Source organism: Halomonas sp. PGE1 (assembly GCF_013000985.1).
GTDB classification, from domain to species: domain Bacteria; phylum Pseudomonadota; class Gammaproteobacteria; order Pseudomonadales; family Halomonadaceae; genus Halomonas; species Halomonas alkalicola.
In genome coordinates, this window is sequence record NZ_CP053032.1 from 3206696 (window position 1) to 3224019 (window position 17324).

Annotated in this window: 15 protein-coding genes; 3 read left to right on the forward strand and 12 right to left on the reverse strand. The window is 65.8% G+C overall.

The annotated features are described in order from the left end of the window. Positions 1-49 precede the first annotated feature (49 nt). From fliD to HIR79_RS15150, 8 genes are all read right to left on the reverse strand, one after another. Positions 50-1453, reverse strand: a complete 1404-nt coding sequence (gene fliD, locus HIR79_RS15115) for a flagellar filament capping protein FliD (RefSeq protein ID WP_169958959.1) — start codon at positions 1451-1453, stop codon at positions 50-52. A 67-nt stretch (positions 1454-1520) separates the two neighbouring features. Next, complete coding sequence (locus HIR79_RS15120; RefSeq protein WP_169958960.1) at positions 1521-2906, reverse strand: Fic family protein; 1386 nt, start codon at positions 2904-2906, stop codon at positions 1521-1523. Positions 2907-3274: 368 nt separating this feature from the next. Further along, entirely contained in the window at positions 3275-4474 is a 1200-nt protein-coding gene (locus HIR79_RS15125) for an IS200/IS605 family accessory protein TnpB-related protein (RefSeq protein ID WP_169958961.1), read from the reverse strand. Between the two features lie 27 nt (positions 4475-4501). Further along, positions 4502-4786, reverse strand: a complete 285-nt coding sequence (locus HIR79_RS15130) for a transposase (RefSeq protein ID WP_249322172.1) — start codon at positions 4784-4786, stop codon at positions 4502-4504. A 43-nt stretch (positions 4787-4829) separates the two neighbouring features. Beyond that, positions 4830-6371 (reverse strand): IS66 family transposase, encoded by a 1542-nt coding sequence (gene tnpC / locus HIR79_RS15135; protein ID WP_211620843.1) that lies wholly within the window; start codon positions 6369-6371, stop codon positions 4830-4832. A 45-nt stretch (positions 6372-6416) separates the two neighbouring features. Continuing rightward, the gene (tnpB, locus tag HIR79_RS15140; RefSeq protein WP_169956277.1) at positions 6417-6770 is read right to left on the reverse strand and encodes an IS66 family insertion sequence element accessory protein TnpB; all 354 of its coding nucleotides are present in this window, start codon (positions 6768-6770) and stop codon (positions 6417-6419) included. Beyond that, positions 6770-7078, reverse strand: coding sequence for an IS66 family insertion sequence element accessory protein TnpA (tnpA, locus tag HIR79_RS15145; RefSeq protein WP_110068988.1), 309 nt, complete (start codon positions 7076-7078; stop codon positions 6770-6772). Before tnpA ends, tnpB begins: the two co-directional genes overlap by 1 nt. Before the next feature lie 83 nt (positions 7079-7161). Further along, a complete protein-coding gene (locus HIR79_RS15150; RefSeq protein ID WP_211620846.1) occupies positions 7162-7317 on the reverse strand; it encodes a hypothetical protein in 156 nt (51 codons plus the stop codon). A 186-nt stretch (positions 7318-7503) separates the two neighbouring features. Between HIR79_RS15150 and HIR79_RS15155 the strand changes: the two genes are divergently transcribed. Then, positions 7504-8130 carry a hypothetical protein gene (locus HIR79_RS15155; protein WP_169958962.1) on the forward strand — a complete coding sequence of 209 codons (627 nt, stop codon included), beginning with the start codon at positions 7504-7506 and terminating at the stop codon, positions 8128-8130. Between the two features lie 113 nt (positions 8131-8243). Here the strand turns inward: HIR79_RS15155 and HIR79_RS15160 are convergent, their stop codons facing one another. Together HIR79_RS15160 and HIR79_RS15165 are read right to left on the reverse strand one after the other, a co-directional pair. Beyond that, positions 8244-9818 (reverse strand): PD-(D/E)XK nuclease domain-containing ATP-binding protein, encoded by a 1575-nt coding sequence (locus HIR79_RS15160; RefSeq protein WP_110069282.1) that lies wholly within the window; start codon positions 9816-9818, stop codon positions 8244-8246. Between the two features lie 168 nt (positions 9819-9986). Beyond that, positions 9987-11825 carry a methyl-accepting chemotaxis protein gene (locus tag HIR79_RS15165; protein ID WP_169958963.1) on the reverse strand — a complete coding sequence of 613 codons (1839 nt, stop codon included), beginning with the start codon at positions 11823-11825 and terminating at the stop codon, positions 9987-9989. 246 nt (positions 11826-12071) lie between these two features. On the opposite strand from HIR79_RS15165, the gene HIR79_RS15170 reads away from it, so the two are divergent. Together HIR79_RS15170 and HIR79_RS15175 are read left to right on the forward strand one after the other, a co-directional pair. Beyond that, on the forward strand, positions 12072-12374 hold the full coding sequence (locus tag HIR79_RS15170; protein ID WP_169958964.1) for a nucleotidyltransferase domain-containing protein: 303 nt from the start codon (positions 12072-12074) through the stop codon (positions 12372-12374). Further along, positions 12371-12847 (forward strand): hypothetical protein, encoded by a 477-nt coding sequence (locus tag HIR79_RS15175; RefSeq protein WP_169958965.1) that lies wholly within the window; start codon positions 12371-12373, stop codon positions 12845-12847. Before HIR79_RS15170 ends, HIR79_RS15175 begins: the two co-directional genes overlap by 4 nt. Before the next feature lie 86 nt (positions 12848-12933). Here HIR79_RS15175 and HIR79_RS15180 read toward each other — a convergent pair whose 3' ends face one another. Together HIR79_RS15180 and HIR79_RS15185 are read right to left on the reverse strand one after the other, a co-directional pair. After that, on the reverse strand, positions 12934-14640 hold the full coding sequence (locus HIR79_RS15180) for a methyl-accepting chemotaxis protein (protein WP_169958966.1): 1707 nt from the start codon (positions 14638-14640) through the stop codon (positions 12934-12936). 86 nt (positions 14641-14726) lie between these two features. Further along, a complete protein-coding gene (locus HIR79_RS15185; RefSeq protein ID WP_169958967.1) occupies positions 14727-17243 on the reverse strand; it encodes an EAL domain-containing protein in 2517 nt (838 codons plus the stop codon). Positions 17244-17324 lie beyond the last annotated feature (81 nt).

The window sequence follows — 17324 nt, forward strand, 5'->3', positions numbered from 1 at the left end:
CTGTTATCGGCAAGCGCCCGAGGAACTTTAGCATGTCATAGGTGACGGATCAGTCCCGGCCCAGCTGGGCATCCATGGCGGCGAACTGCTGGGTCAGGTAATCGCTGGTCTGGTTCATCTGGGCGATCATGCCGTCGAGCTGACCGAACTGCACCCGGTAGCGCTCGATGGTCTGGGCAATGCCCTGCTCCATGCGCACGTAGCGCTGGTTGAGGCTCTCGATGCGGTTCTCGGCGCCGCCGATGGCGTTGGTGAGCGCGCCGTTGCTGCCCAGCAGTTGGCCGCTGGTCTCCGCCAGGCGCCCGGCCATGCCCGGGGCATCCTCGCCGCCGGCGAAGAAACGCTCCACGGCACCCATGTCGTTGGCGATGGCCATGTCGAGCTCGGCGCTATCCAGGCTCAGGGTGCCGTCCAGGGAGAGCGAGATGCCAAGCTCGCTGAGCATGGCCAGCTCGCCCTGGGCAGGGTCGCCCATCATGGCGCTGAGATCGCTTCGCAGCCGCGATTCGATGGTGCGCACCGCGCTGTCGCCCAGCAGCTCGCCGGCCCGGCCGGATTCAGCATCGAAGGCGGTCAGCTCGCCGATGGTGCCCTTGAGCGAGTTGTAGGCCTCCACGAAGCCGCTCACCGCCTCGCGCACCGCCAGGGTGTCCTGCTCCACGCCGAGCGTGGCGCTGCCCGGCTGCTGCAGGTCCAGGGTGACCCCCTGAATGGCCCCCTCCACCTGGTTGGTCGGGCTGGTAATCCCGATGCCGTTGACGCTGAAGGCGGCATCGCGGCCTGGCTGGACCACCAGGCCTTCGTCGGGGTCTTCGGCATCGCTGACGATCACGCCATCGGCAAAGAAGCCATCTTCGAAGGTCATGCCGGTGACGGAGGCCGCCTCGCCGGTGTCGTTGGACATCAGCGCCAGGCGATAGCCCTCGCCGTCGTTGACCACGCTTGCCGAGACGTTGGCACTCTCATGGGCGTTGATAGCGTCGCGCACCTCCTCGAGGGTGCTGCCGGCCGCCACGCGGATGTCGATGGCATCGGGCTCCCCCTCCGGGGCGTTGCCAAACGCCAGGGTAAGGGTCGAGTCGCTATCGGTCAGGGCCTCGTCGAGCGCCACGTCGATCCGCTGACTGGCCAGGCTGCCGGCGCTGGCCAACTGCTCCACCTCCAGCTGGTACTGGCCAGGGGCGGCATCCGAGTCGGCGGCGGCCTGCAGGGCGTCGCCGGTCACATTGGCGGAGAGGCTCTGGAAGAGCTCGGGGCTCGCCAGACGGCCCGCCGCGCCCTCGAAGGCGGCCAGCGTCCCCTGCAGCTCGCCATAGGCGGAGATCCTGACCTGCTGGGATTCGATCTGGCGCTCCACGGGTTCGAGCTTGCCGCGCTCTGCTTCGTTGAGCTGATCCAGGAGCCCGTTGAGGTCGAGCCCGGAGCCGATGCCGAGGGCTGAAATACTCGCCATAACACACTGCCTTATTGCCGGTGAATTTGCCTCCTGGGGAAGGGGATCGGCGGGGGAAGCGAGAACTTTAGGGTTGGTGGTCTCGCGACCTGGCGAGCCAGGCGTCAAGCTGCCGCTGGGAGAGGCCCATGCCGGCAATGCGATGGGGCGCCAGGACGCGCAGATCCTCGTGAAGGTGGCGCAGGAAGTGTTCACGATCCTGCTCGGGAACGGTGAGACAGCGCGCCTGAATCCGTGCCTCCATGTCTGGCCCCGTGAGCAATTCGGCCACGATCTCGGCGATGATCTGGCGGCGGAGCTTGCGGTATTTCACCCGCAGCGGATCGAAGCCGACGGCTTCGGCCGCTACGTCATAGTCGCGGCAGGAGCACAGGTAGGTCCAGACATAGAGCTCTGCCAGAGGCGAGACGTCGTTGAACTCGTAGGCCACCAGAATGGCCGCGTGGTAGTCGCCGGGCTCGACATCGTGAAAGGAGAGCGGCACTAGATTGTGGCGCACCAGTGGCAGGTTGGCGGCCAGGCGCGCCGTGCGCTTGTTCACGTCCACGAAGGGCTGAAGGTAGGCCAAGTGCACCAGCAGGAAAAAGCTCTGCTCATAGGGGTCACGAATGGCTCGTGCTTTCTCGACCAGCCGCTCCAGGCGCGGCAGCAGTTGATGGCGGCGCTCCAGAGGCAGGTAGCGCGACCCACCGATTCTCACCCCTTCATCCCGCAGCTCGCCGGCAATGCCCGGCGCGACCAGACCATCAGCCAGCAGGTAGTGAAGCGACTGGATGTTGCTGACAGAAATCTCCAGTCGGTTGATCCCTTCGACGAGGAACTGGATCGCATCGCGGTGATTGAGGATCATCGCCTGCTCGGCATCGAGCTTGTCATCGGCGGCAACGCCCTCCAGCAACAGCCGCTCGGTTTCCGCCAGGGAGTAGGTATTACCCTCCAACCTTGAGGAGTTGTAGGAGAGGTCTACCAGCAATCGATTGTAAATGCGCCTGGCGAAGGTACCGGCTGGCATGACACCTGCAAAACGGCTACCGCTGGAAGAGAGCGTTTCGCGCTGCGATTCGCTCAGATAGAAACTCTGGTTGGGAACGTAGGCCTCGACCCACTCATCCCGATAGGTGCTGGCCGGGCGCTGGAAAATCGGCACATCGAGGCGCCGCAGCGCGGCCCGCGCCCGTTCGCTCAAGGGCTCGGCTGGCACCGGGAGCGCCACAGCGCTACTACTGCCCCCCACCTCCCTGGCCCCGTCGGATATCACTCGGTACTGGCGGTTACGCTGGCCTCCACGGCTCACCAACACCCCCTGCTCGACCCACGCCTTGAGCCAGCGCCGTAGGGTACGAGGCGCAAGGTCGCTCCCCTGGGCAACGAGAATCTCACTCAAGGAAAGCCACTCACCTCGTGCCGAGAGGTAGTCGAGAACAGCCCGGCGGATGGATTCATGCTCTGTCATACAACAGCTCCAGGGGCGGATCGGCGTTCTTATCGGCCACTTATCGGCCACTTATCGGCCAGCATAGCGCTTTGAGGCCTTTATTGGCCACTTGCCGGCCATTTATCGGGCAAATTCTCAGTTGCCGGCCACTAATCAGCCACGCTTCGACCACCAGGGTCGCAACCTCAGCCCGGAAGCTACTATGCTGCGACCTGCCGATCCATCGCATCGCCCACGAGACCGGCGTTACACTGTGATGCAGGAAGCCTTCGAACACATCAAGGCGTTTTCCCTGCCCTATCAAACACCTCCGAACTGATCCCTTTCAGCTTTTTGAACCCTCCGACGATTCATTCAGAGAATAGAATCGCGGATTCTTACCCCTCTCACGCGCTCTGTTGCCAGAGCGAGGAGAGCGATACCGGGGTTCTCGGTGCATGAGTCGGCATTTGCGATCTCATACGGGCGGTCGGCTTACGCTGACCTCCCTGGAAAACGACATGGCCGCGGGCGGCGATGTTGTAAGCCGCATTCAGATCGGCGTGATAGCGCTTGCCGGAGCTAAACGTGCACTGGCTGTAGTTGTTCTTATCGCGCTTCACCGGCCCCGAGCCGTCGAAGGCCTGGCTTGACGTGCCTCGGGTATAGACCGCCACGAAACGCAGGCCAGCTTCGACGGCCTTGCTGTCGAGGCGCGTCACGAGCTGCCGATGAAACCAGCGGTGAAAGCGCGCCTTCATGGGCGTGCGCTTGCGTCCGCCCTTGGGACGCCAGCCCTTCAGGTTCTCGACCACCACGGCCTGGCAGTCGCGTTCCAGCGCCAGATTCACCAAACGCCGACTGATCTGGTGCGCCTCATTGTCGGCCAGGCGCGTCAGCCGGTCGTGATCCCGACCACAGAAGCCCAGTGGCAGACGGCTGCCGTGGCGTGTGTGCTTTTTGGCAGCCTGGCGAATGCGGTTCATTAGCCGACACTCCCGGTCTTTATCCGTGCGCGAGAGAAAGCCACGCGCATGGACAGTGCCTTGAGCATCGACCACCGCCCAGGTTGCCGCTGTGTTGATGCCGACATCCACCGCCAGCACCCGATCCGGTGCGCCCTTGGCGGGCTTGGGTGGGTCGAACTGCTCGGGCAGTGACAGCTTCCACTGCCGCCCGTTGAAGGTCAGCAGGGGCGATTTCGCCTGACCCTTGCCGCGGAAGCGGCATTGGCCCTTGAGCCGAAAGCCCACCCAGAGCCAGTCATTGCGCTGCCGCACCTTGATGAAGGCATGGGTGGCACCGGCATTGACCTTGGCACACTGCCCACCATAGAGGCTGGGGAAGGTGCGTGTACTGGCGGTCAGTCGCGGTGGCTTAGCATGTGGGTGTTTCCGCTCGCCACGCCGCCAGGCGTCGAAGCGCGTGACGAAAGAACGCACCTGGCCGACCGCATCCATGATCGCCACCCGGCGCAGGTAGGAGGGGAACTTGTAGTAGCGGCGGGAGAAGTAGGCATACCGCACCGATGGGCGCTTTCGGGTAGGGTGGATCAGGCCTTCCAGCACTTTGACCGCGTCATTGCCATCACAGACGTAACCGGTCATTCCAAGGCGTGCCGGTTTCCGCTTGCCTTATACGTCGCGTAGTGGCTGGATCAGGGCCACCGCGACCTTCCACTGCCGGTGATCTTCCGACTGCACGAGGACGGTCTTGCGGTTGATCTTGATGACGCGACCGAACACCTGACCTTCGCGGCTCTCGAAGGAGACGGCCTGTCCCAGGGTCAGGCGGCTCAACACCGCCATCTCCTGACGGGCCTGGAGTTCGTCGATACGGCGGCAGATAAGCTCGTTGAGCGCCAGGAGCTGGTCGAGGCTCATGTCGTCGATATGCATGGGGAACCGGATCTCGTGCATCGGGAAAGGCGCCACCTTGCCCGATGCGCCGGCGGGTGTCGATTCAGCGCTCGATGTCGGAGCGCAGCGGCGTGTCGGCGAACTGGGCCTTCCAGCGGCGCGGCGTCAGCTCGTCGACCCGTGAGGCCGGGTGGATGGCCACGCGCTGGAGCACATCGACCAGGTAGGTGTAGGGATCGACACCCTGCAGCCGGCAGGTGGTCAGCAGGCTCTGCACGATGCCGACGTGCTCGGCGCCGACCTCGCTCCAACAGAACATCCAGTTTTTCTTACCCATGGGAATGCAGCGCAGGCCACGCTCCAAGTGGTTGGTGTCGATCGGCACGTCGGGATCGGACAGGAACACCTCCAGACTGCGCTGCCGCTTCAGCGCGTACTCGACGGCCTTGCGCAGCGGGTGGCGGGGCTCCAGATCGTCCCGATGAAGCTGGTGATCGCACCATTGCCAGAAGGCTCGCACCCGCGGTTCGCTGTAGTCGGTGCGCGCCTTGAGTTTCTCCGGTCCTTCGCGGCCCTTCTCACGGATCCAGGTCTCGGCCTTGTAGAGCCCGGCGATCCGCAGCAGGCCTTCCTCAACCGCGTCATCACTGCCCTGCGCCTTCTCGAAGTGCCTCCGTGCGTGGGCCCAGCATTCGGCGTGGGTCACCCCCGGGCGCTTCTCGGCATAGCGGGCATAAGAGGCGTTGCCGTCGGTCAGCAGCACGCCTTCGAAGTGGTCACCCAGCACCGTGTCGATGTGGGCCTTGGCGCGTGACGGGGAAAAGGTGAAGCTGATCTCGTCGTGGTCACCGTACAGCGGCCAGAACCATGCCTCCTGCATCTTGCCCTTGGTCTTGCGGCCCGCCTTGATCGGCGTCTCGTCCATGGCCAGCACCTGGCTTTGCAGCACGTGCTCCAGCTGGGCCAGGTGGATCGGCGACAGCAACGCCGCAGCTCGCGCCACCTGCTGAGTCAGTGTGGTGCGACTGAGCTGGATGCCGGCCTGCTGCAGGCGCTGATGCTGGCGATAGAGCGGCAGGTGGTAGCAGAACTTGTCGACCAGCAGGCCGGCGATGAAGCTGACGTCGGCCAGTGAGCCGTCGAACAGCGTGGCCGGCGCTGACGTTGCCTGGGGCGGCGCCGCCTTGCTGACCTTGAACACCGGGCAACGATACTCCAGCACCTCGAAGCTGGCCCGGCGCTGCGCCAGGCGGAAGGTGCTGCGCGTGGCGATCACCTCGACGTCGTCCAGGCTCATGCCCTCGGGCAGGTCCGGTGCCACCTCAATCACCTTGACCGGCACCGAGGCATCGAAGCGCAGCCCGGTGTCGTTGACGGCATCACGACGCGTCTTGCGTGACGGCGTCTTGGCGGGTGAGGCGTCTTCATCAGGCTCGGGCGGCGGCGGAGCCGGCAGATCCTGCATACTGCCGAGCAGGCTCTGTTGCACGGCCGGGTCGATCGCCAGCAGGCGCTCCGACTTGCGACCGAACAGCTGCCGCTTGAACCAGTCGAGCTGGCGTTGGAGCGACGCATTCTCTTCCCTGAGGACCGAGTTTTCGGCCAGAGATTGCTGGTATTTCTGCTCCAGAGACGGCGACGACACGAGGCGATATTTCCTGGTGAATCAGGCCGTTATTTTACCATGCCATCAGGCCGCTGACACCTTGGGATGCCAGCGTTTGCGGCGTTTCGTGACCACCAGATCGAGTCCCTCGATCAGGGCTTCGAACTCGGCAGGGCTGAGCGTGATCGCCTGGCCGGCGGTGGACGACGACAGGGTGGCGAAACGTCCGCGCTCCAGGCGCTTGCTCCACACGCAGTAGCCGCCGGCCTGGAAGTACAGGCACTTGAGCTGGGTGCGCCGCCGGTTGATGAAGATGAAACCGTGCCCGCTCAGCGGATTCTGACCCAGCTGTCGGCGAACCAGGGCGGCCAGCCCATCATACGAGCAACGCATGTCGGTGGGCTGGGTGCACAGCCAGAGCGTGATCGGCGGGCGCATCATGCCCCCCGGCGAAAGCGCAGACAGACACCATCGCCCAGGTCGAGCTCGATCTCCCAGCCGCGGGGCTCGTCACTAATGGCATCTTCCTCTGGCACTGACACGGGTGCGAAGAGCGCCGGCTCGGCAGCCCTGTGATAAGGCATTGGTGCGTCGCCGGCCAGTCGCCGCTTCCAGAGCTTGAAGGAACTGACGGGAAGCCCTACCTGCCGACAGAAGGCTTGCTGGGAGAGCCCGCTTTGGGCCTGTTCGTCGACCCAGGCCTGCCATTGCGAGGCGGGGTGGCGGGAGTGGCGTCGCTTCGACATGGGGACTGATGCTCCGTCGGTGAATGACGGGATCAGCGTAGGGGGTCAGGCCATTTCAAGAAACGACGCGCCAGGATGGCCGCTTACTCACAGACACCGACTGCCGGCCAATGGGTATAGGCCACCGTCATCAGATCGCGCACCAGCCGACGATATAGCGCCAGCGTGTCGGCCAGTGCCGCTTGCTGCTCGGCGCTGGCAACCTGGAGAGTGAGCGTATCGGAGCGAATAATGGCCATGAATTAACTATATATTTATCCAGCCAAACCGGCAAGGCTTCCGCCTTGCACCGCCTCGACTGCCGATTCATTCGGAGAATCGAATCGCAGAATGCGGCGGTTTTTTGTTCAAATTTCCTTCGCGTTTGGGTGAGCATGATAGGGGCACGACAGACCTGCCGCCTACCCGATGACAAGGATGCCCCCATGCGCCATGCACCGCACACACTCCCGACGCCTCAGCGCCCAATCGTACAAGCCGCCGTGGCCCTGGGCTTGATACTGCCGCTGGCGGGCTGTGCAGCCCGCTACCCGCTGGATATCCCCGAGGCGCAGTGGGAGGCGATGACGCCCACCGAGCAGCGCCAGGCTCGGGAGCAGCAGGCGGCGCTGGATCGCGCCCGGGCCGAGCAGCGCGCCGCCGAGGCCCGCGCCCGGGAGGAGAAGGCCCGCGAGGCGCGGCTGGCACTGGAGGTTCGCCGCCAGGAGGCGCGGCCGGGCGAGCGGGTGCAGTGCGTGCTGGAGGGCGAGCTGCGCAGGGGCAGCAGCTGGCACGCCATGACGCCGGCGGGCATCGATGCGGTGAGCGGTATGACGGTCCCGGTGGCGCTCACCAGCCGGGATGGCCGGAGGCGCCAGGACGCCTACGCCACCTTCGATGGCCAGGCCGTGACGCTCTGCCGCCACGAAAGAGAGCTCGCGCGCCCCGGCGCCGACTGCGCCCGGCTGGTCGGCACCCAGCGGGACTTCGCTCGAGGCCTTGCCGGCCGCGTGGAGACCGAACGCTTCGTGCGCGGGACACTGCGCTGCGACCTGCCGCTCCGGACGCGGTGAGTCCCCTCCTGTGACTGCTCCCCGCTCTAACCGCTGACGCGCCACGGGCGAGCGCACTGCCCGCTTACCTCCCCGCCCGAGCCGATTCACACCAGCCTACGAAGAACCCAACGTTAGGCAGGCAGCGTCTCCACCTCGAAGGCGACGATCTGCCGCCGCTCGCGGGAGAACTCCACGCCGATCATATGGATCGGCTTGCCCTGGCCGCGGTACTTGTCGGCGTAGCCTTTTGCCTTTAGCTGCGCGAGGGCGCTGCCGTCGGGCAGCTGCTCCACCACCTTGAACTCGAACAGGTAGAGGCGGCCGAAGGCATCCACGGTCATATCTACCCGGCCATGGTGGCTGGCGTCTTCCACGGTAACGCTCACGCCCAGGGCGGCAAAGTGGCTGTAGAAGACGCTGGCGTAGTGCCCTTCGTATTTCGCGATAGGGTTGTTGCGGTACCAGTCATGGGGCAGGCCGGCGTAGAGGGCCTTGAAATAGGTCTCCAGGCCCGGCATGTCGGCGGCCTTGAGCAGGGCCGGCAGCCGTAACATCAGCTCGTCCAGGGCATCGTTGCCCAGACCCAGCACAGGCAGCAGCGCCTCGTTGAGGCTGCTTTCCACCTCCTGGTTGGGAAAGCCCAGGCGGTAAATGGGGCGGTGGGGAATGTCTTCGCGCACGCCGTGCAGCGTCAGATAGCCGGTCTGGAAGAGCAGCGCCTCGGTGGCAATATCGTCGACATCGAAGCGGCCCAGCAGCGCGGGCCGGCTGTGCCAGGCCGTGAGCGCCGGGGTAAACACGCCGCGGGCCTTGAGCAGCTCGACCAGAAAGGTCGGCGTGGCGCTCTCGAACCAGTAGGCGCCGAACTGGCGCTTCTGGAACAGCAGCAGCACGTCGAAGGGGTTGTAGACCGATGTCACCTCCTCCCCGCCCCAGCGGTAGCCGTTGTACCAGTGGCGGATCGCCTCACGCTCCAGCCCCGGGAGCTCCGGGGCGAATACCGTGTCGATATCCTCGTCGGTGTAGCCGCAGATCGTGGCAAAGGGGGCGTCCAGGGTGATGTCGTTGAGGTTGTTGAGCCCGGAGAAGAGGCTCACCTTGCTGAACTTGGAGACCCCGGTGAGCAGCACGAAGGCCAGGTGCAGGTCGGCATCCTTGAGCACGCTGTAGAGGTTCTTGAGCCCGTCACGCAGCTCCCGGGCGGCTTCAGGTTCGAGGAGATTGTCGAGGATCGGCTTGTCGTACTCATCGATCAGCACCACCACCCGCTGACCGTGACGCTCGTGGGCCAGCCGGATCAGCTGGGAGAAATCGTTGGCGATCAGCTCAGGCGGCGCCGTTTCGATGCCCAGCCGCTCGCGGTGCTGCAGCAGCTGATAACGAATGTGGGCGTCCAGCTCGTCGCGGCGACGCATCACGCCATCCGCAAAGCTGATGCGAATCACCGGATGCTGCACCTGCCAGTCCCACTTGTCGTGGATATCGAGCCCCTGAAACAAGGCCTCGCGCCCTTCGAACAGGCAGCGCAGGGTGTCGAGCAGCAGGCTCTTGCCGAAGCGCCGCGGCCGGGAGAGGAAGTAGTAGCCGCCCTCTTCCACCAGCCGATGGAGCATTGGCGTCTTGTCGACGTAGTAGTAGCCACCCTCGCGCAGCTTGTCGAAGGCTTGAATACCGATGGGCAGTTTCTGGCGGGTGACTTGCGACATATCCCCTCCCGTGCCTGGATAGGACGCCGGCAGAAACGATTCTTCGCCCATCCCCCAACGGAAAACGGCGTCGCTGCCAGCCTTTGCCGGCCATCATAGCCCAGGAGGCGCTCTTGTTGGCCCCCTGCCGGCCAGCTAGCGGCCATCGGCGCTGCTCTAGGGTAGCAGTTAGTCACGTGGCGCCTGCGGTGGTGCGGCCACCTGGCCTCCCAGCCTGAAGCCGCCCACCGTCTCGGCTAGGCGGTCGGCCTGTTCCTTGAGGTGCTCGGCGGCGGTGGTGGACTCTTCCACCAGGGCGGCGTTCTGCTGGGTGGCGCGGTCGAGCTCGGCCACGGCGACGTTGACCTGCCCGATGCCGTCGCGCTGCTCGCCCACGGCCACGTTGATCTCGCCCAGCACGCTGGCCACGCGCTGCACGCTCTCGACCAGCTCGCCCATGCTCGCGCCGGCCCGATTCACCAGGGCGGTGCCGTCGGCGACCCGGGCGCCAGAGGCCTCGATCAGGCCGCGGATCTCCCGGGAGGCGTCGGCGGAGCGGGTGGCGAGCTTGCGCACCTCGCCGGCGACTACCGCGAAGCCGCGACCCTGTTCACCGGCCCGGGCCGCCTCCACCGAGGCGTTGAGCGCCAGCAGGTTAGTCTGGAAGGCGAGGTCATCCATCAGCTTGACGATCTCGCCAATGCGCGCCGAGGAGGCGCTGATCTCGTCCATGGTGGCCACCACCTGGCTGACCACCTCGCCGCCCTGGCCGGCCTGCTCGGCCGCCGCCTGGGAGAGCCGGCTCGCCTCCCGGGCGGCGTCGGCGGTCTGGGCCACGGTGCTGGTGATCTCCTCGATGGACGCGGAGGATTGCTGCAGGCTGGAGGCGGCGCTCTCGGTGCGCCGTGAGAGGTCCTGGCCGCCGGTGGTGATCTCCCCCGCGGCCACCCTTACCTCCTGGCTGGCGTCACGAATGGTCAGCATCACCGCCTGCATGCGCTCCACGAACTGGTTGAAGGCACCGGCGATCTGGGCCACCTCGTCGCGCCCCTGCGCGGGCAGGCGCTGGGTCAGGTCGGCCTCGCCGCTGGCGATCTCCGCCATGGCATCACGAACGCCCAGCAATCGGCGGAAGATCACCCTGAGCAGGGCACCGAGCAGCACGGCGGTGGCCAGCGCCACCAGCAGCAGGGTGGTCAGCGACGACGCCAGCACGCCGCGCAGGCCGGCGGTGGCGTCGTGGCCATCCAGAGCGACCACCAGCTGCCAGTCGGTGCCGGCAATGGGCTGGCTCAGCAGGCGTCGCTCGCGGCCGGCCAGATTCACCATCAGAGGGTCGCTTGCGGCACCAAGGGCCGCCAGGGTCTCGCCGCTCAGGGCTTCGTTGAGCCGGCTGACCGGCTCAAGGCTGAGATCGGGGTCGGGATGGGCCACAAGCGTGCCGTCGGCGGCCACCAGGAAGGCCAGGCTGTTGGGCGTGGGCGCGATACCGCGCACAATCTCGACCACGCTGTCGATGCCGACATCGCCGCCGGCCACGGCCTGCAGGCGACCATCGCTCAGCAAGGGGACGGCCATGGTAACGACCAGCCCGCCGGTCACGGCGTCCACATAGGGGGCGGTGACGATGGCCGCTCCGGCCTCCACCGCCTGCCGGTACCAGGGGCGCTCGCGGGGGTCGAAGTCGGCGGGAGGCTGCCAGCCGTCGTGGAAGTGGGTCTCGCCGCTCTGCGGGTCGGCCAGATAGGTGGCCTGGAAGTCGCCGGCCCGTTGTAGCAGCTGCAGCGCCGGCAGGGGGTCGGACTCAAGAGCCGTGTCGGGCAGGGCCTCGAGCGTCGCGGCGCGAGACTGGACCCATTCGGCGATGGCCTGGCCGTTGCCCTGGGCCACGGCCGCCAGGTTGCTGGCCACCTGGTCGTCGTTGTGAGACTTGACGGTGAAGTAGCTGGCGGCGGTATTGATCGCCAGCGCCAAGACCACCACCACCAGGGTGGCGATCAGCAAGCGGTGTCGCAGGGAAGTGGGCATTGTCGCTCTCTCGGATAAGCAGGTAAGCCCCAGGCGCGGGTGCCACGCCGGGGGCTGCTGGAGAGATATCGTCCACTGGAAGGAAGACTTGAGGGGCTTTTTAGCTGCCCTACCCCACCAGTGCAGCCGTCTCGCGCAGTTTGTTGCGCCTCTGCCTACAAGCCTACAGGGTCGCGCCGCCCGGCCGGCGGGTGGAGGCACTGGGGCCTGTGCTAGACTTGCCATGCATCTTGGGAGGCAAGACGAATGCGGATCAGCGAGCAGGAGCACCACATCATCGTTGACGTACTGAAGCGCCACTTCGGTGAAAGTGCCGCTGTATGGCTGTTTGGCTCGCGGGCCGACGACAACGCTCGGGGCGGCGATATCGATTTGATGGTGGAGACACCGCTTCAGAGCGCCGACGAGATTGTCGAGGCCAAACTTGATGCGCTGGTGGAACTGCATCAGCGCCTGGGCGACCAGAAGATCGACCTGGTGATCAAGCGGCCCGGGGGCTGCCAGCTGCCGATCCACCGGGTAGCGCGGGAAAGCGGGGTGCACCTTTGACAGCAGCGTTTGAAGGCACCCTCGACATCTGCGAGCGTCATGCGGAGCGGCTGCGCTGGGCAATGTCCACACTTGGCGACAAGTTTCCTCTCTCGCCGCCTGATCTCGGCGGGCTCTCGGATATCGACCTGGCCGTAGTGGATCAATTCATCATGCGATTCTCGAAATTGCAGGACGCAATGGGAGCGAAGCTGCTGCCGGACGTGTTGGAGTTGACAAAGGAGCCCGGCGAGTTTCCCGCCTTCATCGACAAGGTGAATCGGCTAGAGAAAATTGGCGCGATCCCGTCTGCTTTCCAGTGGCTACAGCTCAGGGAGATGCGCAACCAATTCTCTCACGAGTATCCCGACGACCCCGACATCCAAGCCAGCCTACTGAACAAGGCATTTCGTCTTGCAAGCGCGCTGCTGGACACGTTAGAGCACATCAAGGCGTTCTCCGCACCCTATCTGGCGGACGCGCGACGCCGCTAGCACCGCCTTTCGCGCAATAAATTGCGCTCCTACATGGCAATTAGCCACGCGCCCGCATGGTGTTACCGTGGCTTGCTGCAGCAAGCTCAGAACTCCTCCCACTCCGGCTCGGCCTGCGCCTGGCGCTGCGCTGGGGCCCTGGAACCGGCGGCGGGGGCCTGCAGCGCAGGCCGCTGGGAGGGGCGCCCGTTGCCGAGGGCCGGCGCAGCGGGGGTAAAGGGGGCGTCCGGGGAGCGGTTTGCCTGGGCGGCCTCAAACTTGAAGGTGCCGACCACTTCGGCCAGGCGCTGAGCTTCGTCCTTGAGGTTAGCGGCGGCGGTGGAGGTCTGCTCCACCAGGGAGGCGTTCTGCTGGGTCACGGCGTCCATCTGAGAGACCGCGGTGCCCACCTGCTCGACGCCGGACTGCTGCTCCTGGGCGGCGAGCGCCAGCTCGTCGATCATCGCCGCCACCTGGCGCACCGACTCCACCACGCCGCGGATCTTCTCACCGCTGCGACCCGCCTGTTGGGAGCCTTCGCTGATGCGCTGGGTCACCTCCTCGATCATGGTGCGAATCTGACGGGAGGAGTCCGCCGTGCGGCTGGCCAGGATACGCACCTCGCTTGCCACCACCGCAAAGCCCTTGCCGTGCTCGCCGGCCCGGGCCGCCTCCACCGAGGCGTTGAGCGCCAGGATATTGGTCTGGAAGGCGATACCGTCGATCACCCCGATGATCTCGGCGATCTGGCGCGAACTCTCCTCCATGCCCTGCATCAGCTCGACGCTGGCTTCGACCTCCTTGATGCCCACCTCGGCGCGCTCGGCGGCGGTGCGGGAGATCTCGTTAGCCTGAGAGGCCGTGTCGGTATTCTGGCGCACGGTCGAGGCGATCTGCTCCATGCTGGAGGCGGTCTCCTGCAGGGCGGAAGCCTGCTCCTCGGTCCGCGAGGCCAGGTCCTGGCTACCCTCGGCGATCTGGGTCGCCCCGGTGGCCACGCTGTCGCTGCTGGCGTGCAGGGTGGTGACGATTCCGCGCAGGCGATCCTGCATTCCGCTCAGGGCGGCGAGGAGCTGGCCGATCTCGTTGCGGCTGCGGTGGTCGATGGTGCCGGTGAGATCACCCTCGGCGATGCGCTCACAGTGGCCTACCGCCTCGCGGAGCGGTGCCACGACACGCCGGCTGATCAGCAATACCACCAGGCCGGACACCAACAGGGCGAGCACCAACAGGGCGATGGAAATCCACTGCATGCGTTCGCCGGCCGCTGCGGCACCCGCATAGCCCATATCGGCACGACTCTCGGAGAAACTCATGAATTCGCGCATGATATCGGCGAAGCGATCCCCCGCCTCGGTGACCTGTTGACGATAGGCGAAGATGCCTTCCAGCTCACCACTCAGAATGGCGGACTTGAAGCCGGGGCTGACAAGTTCGGAATAAGCAGCGTTCATCTCATCCACCAGCCGGGCTCGCTCGGCGGAAGGGCCGAGAGTAATGCCGCGAAAGGCCTCCATGCGAGCCTCAGCACGCTCCATGGCCTCCCCTGCCAGGGCGATCTCCCGTGCCGCCGCGGCGTCCTGCCCCTGGCGAGCAAACTCACCGAAGCGCACGATGTGGGCCCGCATCTCGGCGACGTTCACGTCGGCCCGGTTGGCATGATTGGCCTGGGCCAGGTTGACGCGCACCAGGTCATTCAGGGCCGCTCTGCTGACTCCCTGTGCCTGAAAGCTGAGCACGCTGATGCCGAGAATCAGCGCCAGCATGGCACCGAAGGCCATCAGCAGGCTGGCACGAATCGAAAGATGACGCATGAGGTTCTCCCTAGCAGGCTGCGCCGCGGCAAGGCTGCGGCAACATATTGACCGAAAAGACAATATCGGCAGCCTGCAGAACTACTTTAGGAGTCCCACTTGCGGCTCAGATAGCAGCTCTCAAACGTCGCGGCGTCTACCGGCCTGCCGGTGAGATATCCCTGGATCAGGGTGACCGGGTAGCGGGAGAGTGCATCGAGCTGCTCCTGAGTCTCCACCCCTTCCGCCACCACGCGCAGGCCGAGCTCCAGGGCCAGGCCGGTGACGGCGGCGACAATGGCGGCACTGCCGCGCCGTTCGCTCTCGTCGCCGGTCAGGCGCTGCACGAAGCGCCGGTCCACCTTGAGGGTGGTCAGAGGCAGGTCCTGCAGGTAGCTGAGCGACGAATAGCCGGTGCCAAAGTCGTCGATGGCGATGCGGCAGCCCAGCTCTCGCAGGTCACTCAGCACGGCCACAGCCTCCTGCTGGCGGTCGAGCAGCACGCTCTCGGTGAGCTCGAAGCCGATCTGCCCCGGCGGCAGCTCGAAGCGCTCGAAGAGCTGGCGGATCTCTTCGACCAGGCTGCGCTGCCAGAACTGGCTGGAAGAGAGGTTGACGGCCACCCGGGGCGGGTTGAGCCCTGCCTGGCGCCATGCCCTGAGCTGCCCGGCCACCTCCTCCATGACCCAGCGCCCGAGCGGAATGATCAGCCCGGAGCGTTCTGCCATGGGGATGAAGACCCCCGGCGAGACGCTGCCGAACTCGGGGTGCGCCCAGCGCACCAGCGCCTCGGCGCCCTCGACCTCGCCGCTGTCACGATTGACCAGCGGCTGATAGTGCACGGCCAGCCCCTCGCCACTCTCTACGGTGTCGCGCAGGGCGCTCTCCAGCGCCAGCAGGCGGCTATCGTGGTCGTTCATCTCGGCGCGGAACAGCCGGTAGGTGTTGCGCCCCTCGCGCTTGGCACGGTACATGGCGGTGTCGGCGCTGCGCACCAGGGCGTCGGCGCTGGTGCCATCCTCCGGGTAGAGGCTGATGCCGAGGCTGCAGCCCATGCGGAAGGTGTTGCCGAGCACCTCGAAGGGCTGGGCGATGGCGTCGATCAGCCGGCGGGCCACAAGCGTCACCTCTTCCAGGCTGTTCAGCTCCGGCAGCAGGGCGAGAAACTCATCGCCGCCGAGGCGGGCCAGAGTGTCGTCCTCGCGCAGCCGCGACTGCAGCCGTTGGGCCACCTGGAACAGCAGCTCGTCGCCCACGGCGTGGCCCAAGGTATCGTTGACCTGCTTGAAATGGTCCAGGTCGATGAAGATCACCGCCAGCCCCTGTTGCTGGCGATGGGCGTGGCGAATGGCCAGTTTCAGGCGATCTTCCAGCAGGCGACGGTTGGGCAGTCGCGTGAGCGGGTCGTAGTAGGCCAGCCGGCGCACCCGCTCCTCGTTCTCGCGAATGAGGGTGATGTCGGTGAACAGCGCCGCGTAGTGGGTCACCTTGCCGTCGTCATCGCCGATGGCGGTGATGGTCAGCCGTTCCAGGTAGAGCGCACCGCCCTTGCGGCGATTCCAGATCTCGCCGCGCCAGTAGCCGTGGGTATCCAACTCATGCCACATCTGCCGGTAGAAGATGGCGTCGTGGCGTCCCGAGGAGAGCAGCGCCGGCGTGCGCCCGATCGCCTCCTCCTCGCTGTAGCCAGTGACCTGACAGAAGGCCGGGTTGACGTACTCGATCACGCCGTTGGGATCGGTGATGATGATGCCCTCCAACGAGGCATCGATCACCCGCTCGGCCATCTGCAGGTTCTGGCGAGAGAGCGCCAAGGCCTGGTCGCGCTGCTTCAGGGCGCGGCGCAGGTCCTCCACGTAGAGCCGCTCGGCGCCGGCCAGCATATCGCGGAACCCCAGCAGGCCGACGACCTGGCCGTTAACGTCGACCACCGCAAGGTGACGCAGCCGCAGGTCGATCAGGCGGTCGCGGGCATGGATCAGGGTGTCATTCTGGCCCACCGTCATAAGCGGGCGGCTGGCCAGCTCCGCCACCGGGGTGTTGCCCGGGTAGCGGGCGATGAAACGCACCATGTCGCGCTCGGTGATGATGCCTAGTTCGCCTGCGGCGTTCGCCTCTACCACGGCAGCATCGCAATGCTCACGCATGGCCGCGGCAGCCTCGGCAAGCAGCAGGTGGCCCGGCAGCACCAGCGGGCGGTGGCTGAGCACGCTGCCCACCTCGCGCAGGCGCAGATAGGGCTCGATACCCTGGTTCACAGCGAGATCGGTCTGGGTCAGCATGCCGAGGGGTTCGCCGTTATCGCCCACTACCAGCAGGTGGCGACGCCGCGCGCTACCAAGTGTCATCGCCGCCTCTCCCAGGGTGGCGGTGCGCGGCAGGCTGGCCACCGGCGCGCTCATCACCTCGGCGATGGGGCGCTGCAGGGCCGCCAGGTCGGTGAAGTCCACGGCCAGGGCGTCATGCTCGGTCCAGATGCCTACCGGCTTGCCGGCCTCCACTACCAGGATAGAGCTGCAGCGCCGCTCGGCCATGCGCGCGGCGGCCACGCTCAGCGGCGTGGTCGGGTCGCAGGTCAGCAGCGCGGACTGCATGATGCGCTCGATGGGGAGTTCCTGACTCATGGGATCACGTGGCTCGCTTCGGCAAGAATTGTCAGAAAAAACATCGCAGTCTAGCGACGACAGCGGCCCGAAATATTGACC